This is a genomic window from Pseudoalteromonas fenneropenaei (assembly GCF_042643375.1).
Classification (GTDB): Bacteria; Pseudomonadota; Gammaproteobacteria; order Enterobacterales; family Alteromonadaceae; genus Pseudoalteromonas; species Pseudoalteromonas fenneropenaei.
In genome coordinates this window covers 166,574-182,708 of the sequence record NZ_JBHRSD010000029.1, presented here as the reverse complement: position 1 = coordinate 182,708, position 16,135 = coordinate 166,574, and the positions used below count along the sequence as shown (strand labels likewise).

Sequence of the window (16,135 nt, the reverse complement as noted above, 5' to 3'; positions counted from 1 at the left end):
ACGTATAGTGCTCAAAAAATGGAAACACGGTCTTAGATATGGAAAATATAGTTGTGTTGGCGTTGTTTTTTCTTTTACTGCCACTTGTGGTCGCTTGCTACTCACTTTGGCAAACTAAAAATAACCAAAAAGAAATTAACCAACTGCAGTTAGAAATTGGCCACTTAAAGCAGCTTTTAGCCGCTAAACCTAAAATAGATTTAGCCACAGAGCCTCAACCTGACATCATCTATCACGGGTCCTTAGATACCCCAAAAGCAGCCACCAGCGCAGCTAGCATTGATAACCATGCCGCGATTAGCATGCCTAAACGCAGTGCGCAATTCGATGCATTGCTTAAACAAAAACCAGCATCACCAACCAGCCGATGGCAACGAGCCAGCCAATTTGCCAATCAAGTGTTCGATACCTTAAGTGGTAATGCGTTACTGTGGCTTGGTGGCGTTGTGCTCGCTTTTGGTGGGATCTTTTTAGCAAAATACAGTATTGAAGCCGGATTAATTTCACCGCAGTTACGTTTATTGTTCGGTGCCGCAGTCAGTGCAGCTTTACTTGGTACTGCCGAGTGGTATTACCGCAGTCAGGTTACGCAGCATCACTCCAATTTACTTATCTCAGCGGCGCTTGCCTGCGGAGGCCTTGTTGGGGGCTATGCTTTAACATTAACCACGTTACAGTTTTACGCCTTTATCTCGCCAGCAATCGCGTTTGTAGTGATGGCACTACTGTCGCTGTGCGCCATTAGTTTAGCCCTGCGCTTTGGACCCCTCCTTGCCTACGTTGGTTTGTTAGGCGCGCTTACCGTGCCCGTTTGGGTTAGCAGTGGCAATAATGATATTACGATTATTCCCTACTACATTATGCTGATAAGTGCGGCCAGTTGTTGGATCTGTGCCCGTGTCAACGCCAAACGCCTTGCTTGGCTTTGTTTTACTGGTCACTTTTTATGGTATTTTGCCGCCATATTTAATGCCAGTGCGCAACACCAAGTTGCCATCGCATTATTTACACTGGGTAGCATTTATCTGTATGTACTACTCCCCATAATGGGCTGGCGTTTACAACACCGCTGTAATGAAGTATTGCCTCTGCGGGTGCTATTTATGCCTAGAATTGAACAAGCTGGGTTATTTTTAGCCTTGTTCGGCTTTGCGCTGTTTTATTTAGACCATCCAAACGCCTCATCTATGCTGCCCCAGAGCCTACTCCTTATTGCGATGTTGTGTTGGTTGCCGCGCTATCACAGTGCCTTTGAACCTTGGCCTCTGTATGCCGTGTTAGTTGCGCTATTTACCCTTTGGAACTGGCCAAGTGATTACACGACTGATCAAGTAACATCCTTGTTTAGCGGCCCTAACTTATATTGCCAACTCCTCAGTATGGCTTTTGTTGGGCTTGCGCACGATTTTAATCGCCGTTTCTCGCATCGCTATGCAGGATTAATATTGCTCAATAGTGGTCCACTATTATTATTTGCGACCGCTTATTATTTAGCCCCCCAAGCTGAGCTTGGCTTTGTTTTCCCTGTTTGGGCGTTTGAGCTATGTGCTATCAGTGCACTGCTACTTTTGCTTGCCCGCTCAGTGAACGCTGGCATGCAGCAAGTGGCGTACTGGACTGCGGCCAATGCCTTGTTAGCACTTGCCGCTACGCTATTACTAGAAGCCAGCATGTTGTCGGTTACTTTAACAGTGCAAATAGCCGCAGCCTGTTACTTTGCCAAACAGCAAAATGTAACTTTACCTGACTGGTTACTAAAAGCTGCCATTTCAGCCGTATTACTGCGCTTGAGCGTTGCGCCTTGGTTGGCCGATTATGCCGATGAAACCATACTGACACTGCCTTGGACTGTGCTGGTTTATCCTCTAGTATTTGGCCTACTGCATGTGGCACGCGAGTATTCTCAAAGCCCTGCACTCAAGGATTTTATCCGCGGCGCACAGCTCCACCTGATTGCGCTATTTTTTACCACCCAGAGTAATTTGTGGTTATTTGGTGCTTATCCCGCGCTATTTGATGCGACATTCCATGAGAAAGTGGTCCTAGCATTGGGCTGGCTAGTGATTGCTGCGGTGTATTTGTGGCGTGCCAGTTTATCTAGCCGACCCTACACTTATCAGCTTATGGCGGGCTTATTGCTAATTGCAGCTGGAATTTATCATCTTGATATTTCAGTGTTTGGCAATCCATTTTGGGTTGCTCACAGTGTTGGTGAGATGCAGTTATTAAACTGGACAAGTTTGCTGTGGGCGTTGCCCGCGCTAACTTTAGCAGCAACGGTGTATTTTGTTGCCATACCTGCACAAGCCCGCCGTTATAGCTGTGGTGCGGCACTGTTGTTGGCAGTCCTCTATATCAATGCGGCAATTCGTCAGTATTTTCAGGGCGAATTTATCACCTTATCGCTACCAACATCGCAAGCTGAACTGTATTGTTATTCACTCATTTGGTTACTGGTAGCGTTAGGTACTTTGTATTTCGCAGCCCAAAAACAACACCAGCAAGCACTAAAATTGGGCTTTGTGATCTTGCTCTGCGTGGTAGTTAAAGCCTTTTTAATTGATATGGCAGGCTTATCAGGTCTCTACCGCGCACTCTCTTTCCTTGGTTTAGGTTTGTCTTTGGTCGGCATAGGTTGGTTGTTCCAACGGGTGAAACTCAAACAAATGTAATCTTTAACATGCGCCCGTTTGGGCGCAATTGCTCCACAATGCCGTTGCATCCACAAAACAGTACAATGAATCGCTACCAGTTCGCCTAACTCCGTCACGGCACCGTCAGGATGTGTACAAATTCGCGCTCAACAACTTGCAGCTCTGCGTTGCTGCGTTAAGCTATTAGGAATACCTTAGCGTGGAACAGCGATGAAACTGGTTCTGATATTGTTGTTTTTCTTTACACTTTCCTTATCAGCTAGCGCAATAGAAAAGGTAGAGAGCTTCAAGATTTGCTTTGAGCGATGGTGGCCTTATAGCTATGTCGACGACGATAGATATCCTAAGGGTATTGAGGTGGAAACCATTCAATTAGCCGCACAACAGGCCGGTTTCTATATACATTTCATCGAGTTGCCATACAAACGGTGTATTGAAGAGGTCAAATCTGGACTTCAAGATTTTTCCTTACATGTTGACCCAACTGATGGCTTGCAGATGTTGAATAATTCCTATACCGACTGGGAATTATCATTTGCCGTTAAAAAAGGCCGCTTTACGAGTTTACCGCAACTTTTAAAGGCGGCCCCGAGGGTCATTTTGGCAGATGAATATCCCTATCCCCAAGCTGTGTATGATAAGCTCGATTCGATGCGCGCTACTGTAGTGAGGCGTTCTTTTTATGAACAAAGCGACGAAGAGGCCCGAGCATTTTTTTCGGTGTTAGATAACGAACGGGTTGAAGCCATTTTGGTGGATAAACGTTGGGCTGCTAAAATGGCTAAAAAATTCAATTTAGCTGTAATGATTTTGGATGAGATCTTCCATCTTGAGCCACAGTTTATTGGCTTTCGTGCTGACCGTTATCCTCAAGCAAAGAAACTAGAGCAGGCGTTAGAAAGGTTATCTACTGCACAAAAAATCGCCATATCGATAAAGTATCAAGAATAATTACCCAGCTTTAGCCCGCATATTTGTCGCAACTAACGCACAGAATATGCGCCATTGATGAATAATTATAATTATTTTTATCCTGTTAATTTAAAATTTAAATTGACGTGAACGCAGAAGCTGGTAATTTTGCCCCGATGTTTTAAGGTGGGGTAAACAGCAACGCTGCCAGCCCAATTTAAAGCAGATGGCTGCAAAATTTCACTTGATTTTTGCAGGGTTTGCCTATTTGCTTAGGCAATCGTCGTTTAAATTGGACAATAATAATGACCGAACCTAGCGTGCTGAGTGTTATCCCTCCTTTGGTGGTGTTGACCCTTGCGGTGTGGCTTCGCCGCCCTATTCTTGCCCTCGTATTGGGCGCAATCGTTGGTCTGGCACTGCTAGACATCAATGCGATACTAGGCAATTTTGCCGCTGCCTCACTTAAAGTCATGGGTGATGAAACCATTGGCTGGTTAATTTTAGTTTGCGGCAGTTTTGGCGCCTTAATCGCGTTACTCGTTCGCACCGGTGGCGCATTGGCTTTTGGCCACAATGCCATACGCCTTGCCAAAGGACCAAAATCTTCGCTTTTGATGACCTATTTTTTAGGTATAGTGATTTTTATTGATGATTATCTCAATGCCTTGACCGTGGGCGAAACCATGCGCCGCGTCACGGACAAATTTAAGATTTCGCGAGAAATGCTTGCCTACGTCGTAGATTCTACCGCTGCGCCAATCTGTGTGCTAGTGCCGCTCTCAACTTGGGCTGTGTTTTTTGGTGGGCTACTGGTAGATAACGGTGTTGCAGCCGAAGGCGAAGGGATCAGCGTTTATATGCAAGCTATCCCTTATATGCTGTACGCTTGGGTTGCTGTTATTATGGTGCCGTTGGTGGTCTTAGGGGTTATTCCATTATTTGGCCCGATGAAAAAAGCGGAGTTAGCTACACAACGTGGCGAGCCTGCACAAGCACAAACTGATCGCCGTGATATTCATACCCCTGACGAGTACGCGACCAAAGCCATTGAGCAAGAATTTGAACATGCTGATGAGCAAGGTAAATTATATAACTTCCTAGTGCCGATTGGTTTATTAGTCGCCTTTACGGTTTATTTTGATATCGATGTATGGAAAGGTTTGCTGGCAACCCTAGCCGTAACTATCCCATTCTACTTGGTACAACGTTTAATGCCTCTAGCGGATATGCTCGAGCAGATGATCGATGGTTTTAAAAGCATGTTACCTGCTATTGGTACGGTTATCGCGGCATTTATCTTTAAAGACGTGTGCGACCAATTAATGCTACCGCAATTCGTTATTGAGTCATTAAGCCCGTATATGACACCGCAGCTACTTCCTGCAATGGTGTTTTTAGCGATGGCGGTGTTGGCCTTTGCGACTGGCTCAAGCTGGGGTATTTTTGCCGTGACTATTCCTATCGTCATGCCGCTGGCAGTGGCAGTGGAAGCCAATATACCATTAGTCATTGGTGCGTTGTTATCGGCATCATCGTTTGGCAGCCAAGCTTGCTTCTATTCAGATTCAACCGTACTTGCCGCACAGGGCTCGGGCTGTAATCTGGTAAGCCATGCGATTACTCAGCTACCTTATGCGTTACTTGCAGCTGCAATTGCGTTTGTTGGCTTCTTGCTAATGGCATAAAAACTACCACAGGCTAAGCTTTACGCTTAGCCTGTATATTCCCCCTGTGGACTCCCTTCCCCGCTTTAGTTACCGTGCAACATTTGTAAGCGCGTGCATTTATCAATGCAATGAGTATACTAACTCGCCGATAAGAACAATAAAGACTAAACGCAATGACATTCGCAGAAAAATTAAAAGGATTTGGCCCCGGTATTTTGCTTGCAACCGCTGCGGTTGGTGGCTCTCATTTAGTTGCGGCCACGCAAGCGGGTGCGCTTTTTGGCTGGCAATTACTGTGGTTAATCTTGGTCGTTAATCTCCTCAAATACCCTTTCTTCCGCTTTGGGGTTGAGTACACCCTACGTAGCCAACAGAGCTTAGTCGCCGGATATCGGGAGCAAGGCCCGTGGATCTTCTATAGCTTCATTGCTTTGAATATCGTGGCAGCTATCGTTAATACCGCTGGGGTACTGTTGCTTACCGCCAGCCTGCTACACTACGTGCTACCTTGGCAAATTGAGTTATCACAGTTATGTGTGTATTTACTGCTAGTGTGTATGACCATTTTGCTCTTTGGTCATTACAAGTTGCTTGATAGTGCAAGCAAAGTCATTATGGCACTGTTAACTCTAGCAACCCTCGCAGCGCTTGCTATCGCACTCGCGAACGGGCCTGCCAATCCAGCTCCAGTCAACCCACCGGACCCTTTCCAATTAGCGATGCTCGGCTTTTTAGTGGTATTAATGGGCTGGATGCCAGCACCGATTGAAATTTCAGCCATTAACTCTTTATGGCTCAAAGCCAAAGCCAGAACTTCTGCGCTGTCGCTACACCAAGGCTTATTAGATTTTAATACCGGTTATATACTCACCGCGGTACTTGCTGCGATATTCTGTGCACTTGGTGTACTTATTCAGTATGGCAGCAGTGCGCAAATTGAATTAGCCGGCGCCGCGTTTAGCAAACAATTAATTGATATGTACACTCAAACTATAGGCGAATGGTCGCGCCATTTAGTCGCTACCATTGCCTTTTTATGTATGTTTGGCACTACTTTGACGGTGTTAGATGGTTATGCCCGCACCTTAGACGAAAGTGCGCGGTTATTGAAACCCAGTTTACGCCCAACCACATTAAACGTCTTTTTGCTTATTCAGGCCTTACTCGGTCTTGCTGTAGTACTATTTTTTAAAGCCAACTTAAAGGCCATGCTCACCTTTGCCATGTCTTTGGCATTTGTCACCACGCCACTCTTTGCTTACTTTAACCTGCGCCTTATGACAGCAATAAACAATGCGCCAACAGGTTGGTTGAAAATATTGACGCGACTTGGCTTAGTTTACTTATTTGGTTTTACTTTACTGTATTTATATTGGCAATTTGCCTAAAGGAACGCACTAAAAAGGCAGCGAATGCTGCCTTTTTGTTAGGGTTTTTGTCTTACAAACACATTCCCTGCATAGGTGCTTAACGACAATTGCTGACCGCCGCCATTGACTTTGGTTGCCATAGTGCCGCCAATTACCACACGTTGGCGGCCATCGTCATCATTGCGCACTTCTTCCAAAGCTTGAAACTCAGTATCAAGCCCCGAATATACCTCGCCAGTGTAAGTCTGAACGCGAATATCTGATTTCACATTTGCTGGCAAACTGACATCAATATTGCCATTATGCGAGGTAAGTGAAGAGGGTTGACGCTGTTCAAAGTTAACAAACGTCACTTTGATATCTTGTTGACCACTTTCTGCCACAATCGGTCCGCTGATATTCGCTGCGATGATGGCACCCTGCCCATTTTGCAGTTCCAATTCGCCACTCACATCACTGACTTGAATATCGCCACCTTTACTGACTTGCACAGTTAAGTTGCTATTATTTGGCACTTTTATCGTTAAATTAACGGTTTGCTCGCGTGATAAGCTGATAATATCCACTTCGTTATCGCGCTCTTCTAAAATAATAGCGGGCGTCGCGGCTTTGACTTTTTTCAGCTCAGTTGGTTTATCAGTGCTGACGGCAACACTTGGCTGAACTTTGTCTAGTGGTTTAACGTCTGCGCTGACCATCACCGCCTCCCCTTGGTAACCTATCACGTTGACTGCGCCGTTTAAGACTGCCACTTTGATATTGGCAGCTTTACTTGGGTTGGATAATACCAAGCTATAGTCTTTTGCTATCGCACTAAAAGTACCGAAAAAACAGGTTAGTGTAGCTATCATCATTAAATTCTTGGCTATTTTCATGGTTATTTCCTTCCTGCTAGATAACGTGTTGCTGACTGATTAATTGCAAATAATGTATGGCTTCGTCAGAGAGTTGCTCTGATTTACGCAAGTTTTGCAACGCCGCAGAAATATCGCTGCTGCCGAAACGTTGTAATTTTTTAATAAGCGCCAGTTGCACCAAGGGGTGCGGCTGCTGCACTAAGCTCTCAAGCAGCGCACTTTCAATCGCCATAACCCGCGCTGTTGAATTTAAGCTCTCGACCACCGCCAAGCGCACACTGGTTGAAGGGTCAGTATTGAGTAGAGCTAACATTGCGGCGCTCAAATCTGGGTCTTGCTCTAAATAAGACTGACCGAAGGACACCCCCCCTAAGCGTTCGCTGGCTGAGTTTTGCGCGAGCATGTTAAGCGCCATGCGATTGCTTAAGGTCTGAACTTGTTGCTGCAACGCTGCAATTGAGCTTGCTTGTGGCTCAGGTTGACCAACGCCATAACCCAAACCAAACACCACTCCCAAAGCAGCCAATTGTATTACAGGGGTTGGTAGAACGTTGAGCCTAAGCCTCGCCATTAACCCCGCTTTCTGCTTTACTGGAGCCGCTTGTTGCTCATGCGACGCGGTTTGCGCGACATGCGCCTGCTCAAGCATCTGATAAAATCTCGCATCGAGCTGTGCACTTGGTCGCTCATCCATTCCAGCCGCGGTGACTTGCCAAAACGCCGTTATAAACTCAAGCTCTTTACTCAGCTCTGCATCGCCATCAACATACGCTTGCATATCAGGGTCAAGGTCGCTTGGCTGATGACCACTTAAATAGGCGATTTTCGCTTGGATAATAGCTGCTTTATTCATTTGTCCTCCTCAACCTTGTGACCGCAATTTAAGCGCTGATAAGCTGCTTGTAACAGCTCAACCGCTTTAACCATCCGAGATTTCAAAGTACTGAGATTGCAATCCGTCACTTTGGCAATTTCCTCATATTTCAATTGCTGAAACCGGCTCAGCACTAGTAGCTCACGGTGTTCATGTGGAATACTACTGAGCGCTTGGTCGAACATTGCTTGCTGCCTATGGTGTAGTAAGTCTTCTTCAAGGGTCGGCAAACTACTCGCGGTGTCATCGTCAAAGCTCTCATGTTGCGCCGAAACCTTGTTGCGACGATAGTGGTCAACTCCAACATTGCGGGCAATGCCATATAACCAAGTGCTAAATGCACTTTCACCTTGATAGCTGCTACGATAAGCCAGCACCCGCATAAAGGTTTCTTGCACTAAATCTTCACTAATTTCCGCCGCATACCCTGTGCGCCTGAAAAAGTTGAACAATCGCACTTTGTAACGTTCAAACAGCGGCGCTAAGCAATTGAGCGCGCCGTTTTGGACGTTTAACATTAATTGTTTGTCATCCTGCATTGGATTTGTTCCACCTTTCCATGCTTATTGCGCCTTGCGCTTATTGTCTGTTCAGTTAGTTATACCGAGCGAAAAGATTAAAGTTGATGCGCAATATGAAATTTTTCATAATTTTCGTTTTTACTTACCACAATCAACTATAACCAACTGAATAATATGTCTTTATTGTTTTAAAATTGCTCAATAAGTTGTAGTACGAAATCTTGGCTGAACTGAGTGGTGCGGGTGGAGGCATTGACAAGTAATATTTTCGCCCGTATCGATCATTCTTTTCACTGGCAATCAGCTATATCCAAGCTAGCTGGAGTTTACAGATAGGCTGCAAGTGAACAAATCCATACAGCATAGATAATCTATGTGATTAGGAACTGCAAACACTGCAGAGACTTCAAGTAGGTAGAGTATGCTGGCCGTATCTTGCGTTAACACAAAAGCAGCAAGCTATAAAATGATGCTAAATACCCGGCGCACCTTGGTGCGCCAATTAAAATACCAAAAGAACGAGGTTTACCCCTTGTTCTTAGCAGCGCAACTAGGCAATTAAGCTAACGCTTTAATTTGCTCCCATATTTCTACCACGTGGTCTCTATCTGTATCAGTCAGTTCACCTGAGCGGTACGCTTTCACTAAACTGTTTTCAATGTTGGTGTTTAGCTCATCACAGCTTAAGTCAGTGCCTTCAACTTGAGCATAACCTACGGCAAGATCAAAGTGGCCGCGTAAATAACCACCAGCAAAAAGTTGGTCGTCAGTTGCGGTCTCAACTAAATTATCAAAAAACTGTTGTGCTGCATCAACATACTGCTGCATTGTCATGATTGTTCCTCTATTCCTGATGCCCAACGGCATACATCACATGGTCATTGTAACCTGTGATCACTTTTATAAAGCCACTTAATTCTTCGTCGAGTGAAGCATCACCTGTATCAGCGATCAGTGGACGGCCATTGAGAGCCTGTAATTTGGTTTTGGTTGCCACCACGATAATATTATCGCGGCCAACTTTGCGAATAAGCGCAGGACTAAGCTGCTGGTTACCACGGCCGAAAATGTGTCCTTGACCACCGATTAAGGTGATCACTAATTTGGTGGGGGCTTTATCCGCAAAGGCCAACAATTGCTGTGCGGTTAAATCGGCGCCAAGCAATTGCTGATCTTGAATAAGGTCAACACCGAGTAACGTGTTGTCCAGACCCAATTCCTCCATAATGGCTGCGACAGTAGAGCCTGAGCCCATAATATATTGCTCGTCCGCTGCCATATTGCCAATGACATACGCAGCAATGTCAGCAAGTACTAACTCGTCGCTTTCCTTACCGCCATTTTTGACGCTCTGCACATAGCGCAATTCACTTGGTACTTGCATTTCACCGTAGCGTTTAGCACGCACGGTACCTTGGCGAAACGCTTGCTCGTCAATGTCCATCACATCCGCTTCGGCGAGGGTAACTAATTCACCTTTGATCAGCATTTCAACCACACGCCCCGCCGCTTTTGGCGTAATAGCGTAGACTCCCGAATGGATTTTACAACCCGCAGGCACACCCAGCACCGCGATACTGTCCTCTATCGCGGCACAGATATTACGCGCAGTGCCATCACCACCTGCAAACAGAATCAAATCCACGCCCTTGGCTTTGAGTGCTTTAGCACAAGCTTCGGTGTCATCCGCTGTAGTCGTAACAGGTGCGTTGTAAATCACTTCAGTTTGAAAGCCAAGCTCAGTGGCAATTCGCTCCCCCATTTCACCGCTTGCAGTGTAGATGGTAAGCTGTGATTGATAGGCTAATAATTGGCTTAACGCCAATGCAGTACGTTGATTTGATAGGGGTGTTGCGCCAAGTGCTAAGGCTTGTGCCGCCGTATCCGCGCCATCACTGCCTTTCAAAGCCACACTGCCACCAAGACCCGCTACTGGGTTTACTATCAAGCCTAACTTAAACTGCATACCGCCACTCCTCGGAAAATCACCTTGTTTGGTGCGCTAATAAAAACTTAGCCAAACTCAAACTACGCACACAGGCCACCTCTGTGGGCGCAGATTGTACGGATTTTCCGAGCGGTTGTAAAAGTTACTCGCCAATAAAATGCTGCATATCTGGGTGATACAATACAGCCTGATTGCGGCCATTAGCCTTGGCTTGATAAAGGGCTTTATCCGCATCTTGCACGCAGATTTGCGGGGTGAGTTTGTCGGTCACTAAATCGTAAGCAGTAACACCAATACTCAGAGTCAGTTTCCAGTCGTTGCTACGCTCATAATCCTCAACCAACCGCAGTGCAAAACTAAGCGCGGCCTGGCGCCCTGTCTCAGGGCAGACCAACATAAACTCATCGCCGCCCCAACGCCCGACTACGTCACTTGGTCGTTTAGAATTGATCAAAAATTCACTGACATGCTGTAGGGCCAAGTCACCTTGTAAATGCCCTTGTTTATCATTTAAAGCTTTAAAGTGATCAAGGTCGATAATAAGCACACCCAGCCTACGATGATAACGATTGGCACGTTGTAGCTCTTCTAACAGCAAATCATCTAAATGGCGGCGGTTAAATACTTGAGTAAGATGGTCTCGTTCCGCTTTTTGCTGCAGCGCTTGCTCTGCCCGAATATCACGTACTATCGCAACGTTATAGGTCTGATGACCAAGCTCCACACTGCTAATGGCAATATCTACTGGGATCTCTTCTCCATTGCGATGCAATATGATCATGCGAAGACCCGATCCTGTAGTACGGCGTAAATTGGTTTTACCACTGAAAGTGCGCCTTTTATGCACATGATCGGCACGAAAACGCGCAGGAATGAGATCTTCCACCGTCATAGATAACAGCTCATGGCGGGTATAGCCGAACATTTTTGCGGCAATGTGATTTACTTCACAAATTTTGCCCTTTTGATTGGAATAAAAGAGTGCGTCCGGTGCGGCATCAAATAACATTTGCCGTTCACCCAAAAGTCGAAACACTTGCCAAAACGCTATCAAATTTAATCCAGCAGCAACCCATAGCAAAGGCACAACAAGCCACGCACCAAGTTCAGAGCGGCTTGTTACGCGCTGCATTATTCCTACTTGATCTTGTTGCGCTTGCACAAAGGCAAGCTCTAACTGTTGACGTAGCATCTGTAACGCATGCTCCGCAGGCGCGTCGTCGACTTTAACTAGCTTATCTAAGTCGTTAGTAGAAAGCATATTGTTTGTCTCTGAACGCGCTAACAGCAGGTTGTCTGTGTATAACATCAGAGTTTGGTGCAGCGCCAGCAAAGCTTCTCTTTCAAGGTCGGTTTGAGTCAATTGCGAGAAAGCATTAAAAGCGACATTTAGCTGTTGAATATCGTTCAATGCAGCTTGGTAATATCTATCATCGCGGCGCAGTATATAGTTTTTAAAGTGGTGAATAAAACCACCATAGCCAAAATGCCGTTCTAACTCAGCTAACCACTTAGCTTTATGCAGCGCATAGCTGGTATCGCTACGCCAAGCATTGTCTAATGTTTCAATGCCGCGGCTGACTTGAGAACTCCAATAAAACACCAGCGAATTTACGCCCAAAGTGAACAATACTATCGCAACTATCAGGGCATACATCCTTTTTTCCATAGCGTTTCCAGAATCCAACCTTTATCCGATAAAGTATAGACATGACTAAGAAAAAAAGAACAAAAAAAGCCGCGCGAGGCGGCTTTTAAATTGACTGCTTATAAATATTACTTAGTAATACTGCTTACCTGCTTGCGCCATTGCCATAAGTGGCTCAGCTGGCGTGAATACTGGATTGTCGGTAGCAAAAGTAGATAGCTCAGAGCACACTTTGCTGATCCCACGCTTATCGATATAGCTAAACGGGCCACCAAGGAATGGCGGGAAGCCAATCCCGAAAATTGCGCCTATGTCGCCATCACGAGCATTCGCGATAATGCCTTCATCCAAACAACGTGCTGCTTCGTTTAGCATTTGTGCCACACAACGATTCGCGATTTCTTGTTTGTTCAAACGTGGTGAAACCGTGACACCCAGTAAGTCATAGACAGATTCGTCCACTTTCTTACCTTTTTGCTCATACTTGTAGAAACCACGACCCGTTTTACGGCCTAAACGTTTGGCGTCGATTAACCGTGAAAACGCCCCTGGTGCCTTAAAGCGTGGACCTAATTCTTGTTCTAGAATTGGCGCTATCTTCGAGCCAATATCAATCCCCACTTCATCTAATAAAGCCAGCGGTCCCACTGGGAACCCAAATTCAACCAAAGCTTGGTCAATTTTCTCAATTGGCTCACCTGCTAGGAGTAAATTGGCGGCTTCATTGACGTATGGCGCAAGAATACGGTTAACATAAAAACCCGCGCAGTCTTTAACCACAATGGGTGTTTTACCCTGTTTGCGCGCAAAACTTACCGTGCGTGCAATGGTGCTTTCACTGGTGCCTGCATGCGGAATAATTTCCACTAACGGCATTTTCTCTACTGGCGAGAAGTAGTGTAGACCAATGACATTTTCAGGACGGGCCGCCTGCGCTGCAATTTGGCCAATTGGCAATGACGAGGTGTTGCTCGCAAAAATAATGTGCTCACCACATTCGCGCTCCACATCAGCCACCATAGATTGCTTCAGTTTTAAATCTTCAAAAACCGCTTCAATCACCATATCCATATGTTTAAAACCGCTATAATCGGTTGCACCAGTAATACGGTTCATCGCCAGTTGCAACTCGGCTTTCGACATAATGCGACGTTTTTGGCGCTTAGAAAGAATTTTATAGCTGTAGTTCAGCGCATTGCTGATCCCTTGCTGCGCAACGTCTTTAATGCGCACTGGGACACCGGCTTTTACCGCACTGACGTGTGCAATACCCGCGCCCATAAGGCCACCACCTAATACCGCCACGCGTGATGTTGGTGTTGCATCATCACTTTGCCACTCTTTTTTCATTTCTGTGGTTGCAAAGAAGATACCGCGCAGTGACTTAGACACCTCACTCATCACTAAGTCAGCAAAACCTTCCGCTTCGGTTTTATAGGCTTTCAATTCGTCTAATTCAACCGACGCACGTACCGCTTTGATAATAGCGAGTGGCGCTGGATAATGACCACCGGTTTTCTTCAGCACGTTATCTTCGGCTTTACGGAAGATAATATTGCGACCAAATGGGTTAGACTCTAGCAACTGCGACAATTTGTCGAGCTTCGGCTTAGTTGGTTTTGGTTTGCCAGCACGCGCTAAACGTACCGCGACATCTAACAAAATACTTTGCGGCACACAATCATCCACCAAACCTGCTTTTCTCGCTTGTTTAGCAAACACTTGTTTACCCGTTAGCATCCACTCTAAGGCTTTTTGAATACCCACTAACTTAGGTAAACGCTGTGTACCACCACCACCTGGCAACAAGCCTAATTGTACTTCTGGTAAACCTAATTTAGTGCTTGGACTGTCAGTACAAACGCGGTAATCACACGCCATCGCAAACTCTAAACCACCACCTAATGCGGCGCCATGAATAGCTGCAACGGTTGGGAATGGCAGCTTTTTCATGGCGAAAAAGGCTTGCTGACACATTTCAGATAACTTTAACGCGTCCGCTCTTGAAGTGGCGCTGTCGAGCATTTTAATGTCGGCACCCGCAATAAAGTTATCGCTTTTACCGCTGATAAACACCAAACCTGTAACATCATCGCTGCGGCTTTGCGTCAAAATCGCTTCTAAATCCGCCGCAAAACTGTCACGTAGGGTATTCATTTTCTCGCCTGGCACATCGATAGTCACGATAGCCACGCGGTGGTCATTCAGTTGGTAACTAAATACTGACATTATGCACTCTCCAATACAAAGGCTGCGCCTAAACCACCTGCCGCACAAGCAGTGGTTAAGCCAAGGCCGCCGCCACGGCGTTTTAGTTCGTATAAAGTTTGCGTGATAAGGCGCGCGCCTGTCGCTGCAAACGGATGACCATAAGCCAATGAACCGCCGTTAACGTTAAATTTATCCATATTAATTTCGCCAATCGCTTTACTGCGACCAAGCTTTTCTTGCGCGAATTTGTCAGATGCAAACATTTTCATGTTCGCTAGTGTTTGCGCTGCAAACGCTTCGTGCATTTCAATCAGATCTAAATCTTGCAGGGTAATACCGGCACGGTCTAACGCAATTGGCGTCGAGTGCGCAGGTCCCATTAGCATGTCTTCATGGACACCAATGGCCGAAAACGCAAAACTGCGGATATAACCTAAAATTTCGTAACCCATAGCTCTGGCTTTGCTTTCACTCATCAGCAGCACTGCTGCTGCACCATCAGTTAATGGCGTTGCGTTAGCTGCCGTTACTGAGCCGTGCTGGCGGTCAAATACCGGTTTTAACTTAGCGTAGCTCTCAAGCGTAGAGTTAGTGCGAATGTTGTTATCTTGATCAATAAAGCTCTTGTATGGCTCAACATGGGCTGCCATGACTTCATCTTTTAACAAACCTTCTGCCCACGCTTTGGCTGCTAAAGTGTGCGAACGGTGTGCGAGAGCATCTTGATCGGCACGGCTGATAGCATGGGTTTTCGCCATTTGTTCAGCTGTTTGGCCCATAGATAAACCGGTTGAGTATTCTGCAACCGCTGGCGGCACTGGCATTAAGTCTTTTAAACGCAGTTTTGAGAGAATTTGAAAACGCTGCCCAAAAGTACGCGCTTTATTTAGGTCAACTAGGCTGCCTGCAAGCTTTTTGCTCACGCCAATCGGCAATACCGAAGAAGAATCGGCACCACCGGCCACACCAACTTGCACGCTACCTGCAATAATAGATTCCGCCACGTTGGCAATCGCTTGGAAACTGGTTGCACAAGCGCGTGATACAGAGTAAGCATCAACCGATACCGGCATCCCTGTACCGAGCACGATTTCACGCGCAATGTTAGGCGCTTCGGGCATTTGCACTACTTGGCCAAACACCACTTGGTCAATTTCGTGTTTGTTGATGTTAAGACGCTCAAGCATCTCATTGACCACGATTTTACCAAGGTCAACCGCTGGCACATGATGAAACGCCGTTGCTTGCTTAGCAAACGGGGTACGTAGACCTGCAACAACCGCAATGCGGTCACCTTTTGTTGTTTTTAGAATATTTTGTTCAGACATTGACTTTGCTCTCCGCTGACAGGTCAGACCTGTTCTGATTTCTCCCGATTCTAAACAACCGCTCGACTAATGCCAATAGCAAATCGCATTTAGTGCAAAAAAACGGCACTCAAACGCTTTATTGCCGCTTTAATAAGCAAGT

At 46.0% G+C, this 16,135-nt stretch carries 12 protein-coding genes; 4 read left to right on the top strand and 8 right to left on the bottom strand.

What is annotated here, in order from left to right; all coding sequences use genetic code 11:
• Positions 1 to 38: 38 nt before the first annotated feature.
• The 4 genes from ACFOEE_RS16000 to ACFOEE_RS15985 all read left to right on the top strand — a co-directional run bounded on the left by ACFOEE_RS16000 (position 39) and on the right by ACFOEE_RS15985 (position 6,624).
• Positions 39 to 2,672, top strand: coding sequence for a DUF2339 domain-containing protein (locus ACFOEE_RS16000; protein ID WP_377126492.1), 2,634 nt, complete (start codon positions 39 to 41; stop codon positions 2,670 to 2,672).
• Between the two features lie 192 nt (positions 2,673 to 2,864).
• On the top strand, positions 2,865 to 3,605 hold the full coding sequence (locus ACFOEE_RS15995; RefSeq protein WP_377126489.1) for a substrate-binding periplasmic protein: 741 nt from the start codon (positions 2,865 to 2,867) through the stop codon (positions 3,603 to 3,605).
• 266 nt (positions 3,606 to 3,871) lie between these two features.
• On the top strand, positions 3,872 to 5,254 hold the full coding sequence (locus ACFOEE_RS15990; protein WP_377126487.1) for a Na+/H+ antiporter NhaC family protein: 1,383 nt from the start codon (positions 3,872 to 3,874) through the stop codon (positions 5,252 to 5,254).
• Between the two features lie 155 nt (positions 5,255 to 5,409).
• Complete coding sequence (locus ACFOEE_RS15985) at positions 5,410 to 6,624, top strand: NRAMP family divalent metal transporter (protein ID WP_377126484.1); 1,215 nt, start codon at positions 5,410 to 5,412, stop codon at positions 6,622 to 6,624.
• A gap of 38 nt (positions 6,625 to 6,662) precedes the next feature.
• Here ACFOEE_RS15985 and ACFOEE_RS15980 read toward each other — a convergent pair whose 3' ends face one another.
• The 8 genes from ACFOEE_RS15980 to fadI all read right to left on the bottom strand — a co-directional run bounded on the left by ACFOEE_RS15980 (position 6,663) and on the right by fadI (position 15,993).
• On the bottom strand, positions 6,663 to 7,481 hold the full coding sequence (locus ACFOEE_RS15980) for a DUF4097 family beta strand repeat-containing protein (protein WP_377126481.1): 819 nt from the start codon (positions 7,479 to 7,481) through the stop codon (positions 6,663 to 6,665).
• Between the two features lie 16 nt (positions 7,482 to 7,497).
• Complete coding sequence (locus ACFOEE_RS15975; RefSeq protein ID WP_377126478.1) at positions 7,498 to 8,316, bottom strand: HEAT repeat domain-containing protein; 819 nt, start codon at positions 8,314 to 8,316, stop codon at positions 7,498 to 7,500.
• On the bottom strand, positions 8,313 to 8,876 hold the full coding sequence (locus tag ACFOEE_RS15970; RefSeq protein ID WP_377126475.1) for an RNA polymerase sigma factor: 564 nt from the start codon (positions 8,874 to 8,876) through the stop codon (positions 8,313 to 8,315). Before ACFOEE_RS15970 ends, ACFOEE_RS15975 begins: the two co-directional genes overlap by 4 nt.
• Positions 8,877 to 9,416: 540 nt before the next feature.
• Positions 9,417 to 9,692 carry a YfcL family protein gene (locus tag ACFOEE_RS15965; protein WP_377126472.1) on the bottom strand — a complete coding sequence of 92 codons (276 nt, stop codon included), beginning with the start codon at positions 9,690 to 9,692 and terminating at the stop codon, positions 9,417 to 9,419.
• 10 nt (positions 9,693 to 9,702) lie between these two features.
• Positions 9,703 to 10,824, bottom strand: coding sequence for an ATP-NAD kinase family protein (locus tag ACFOEE_RS15960; protein ID WP_377126469.1), 1,122 nt, complete (start codon positions 10,822 to 10,824; stop codon positions 9,703 to 9,705).
• Positions 10,825 to 10,948: 124 nt separating this feature from the next.
• Positions 10,949 to 12,475 (bottom strand): GGDEF domain-containing protein, encoded by a 1,527-nt coding sequence (locus ACFOEE_RS15955; protein WP_377126466.1) that lies wholly within the window; start codon positions 12,473 to 12,475, stop codon positions 10,949 to 10,951.
• A gap of 111 nt (positions 12,476 to 12,586) precedes the next feature.
• Positions 12,587 to 14,683, bottom strand: coding sequence for a fatty acid oxidation complex subunit alpha FadJ (gene fadJ, locus ACFOEE_RS15950; protein WP_377126462.1), 2,097 nt, complete (start codon positions 14,681 to 14,683; stop codon positions 12,587 to 12,589).
• A complete protein-coding gene (gene fadI / locus ACFOEE_RS15945) occupies positions 14,683 to 15,993 on the bottom strand; it encodes an acetyl-CoA C-acyltransferase FadI (RefSeq protein ID WP_377126459.1) in 1,311 nt (436 codons plus the stop codon). Before fadI ends, fadJ begins: the two co-directional genes overlap by 1 nt.
• Between the last annotated feature and the right edge of the window lie 142 nt (positions 15,994 to 16,135).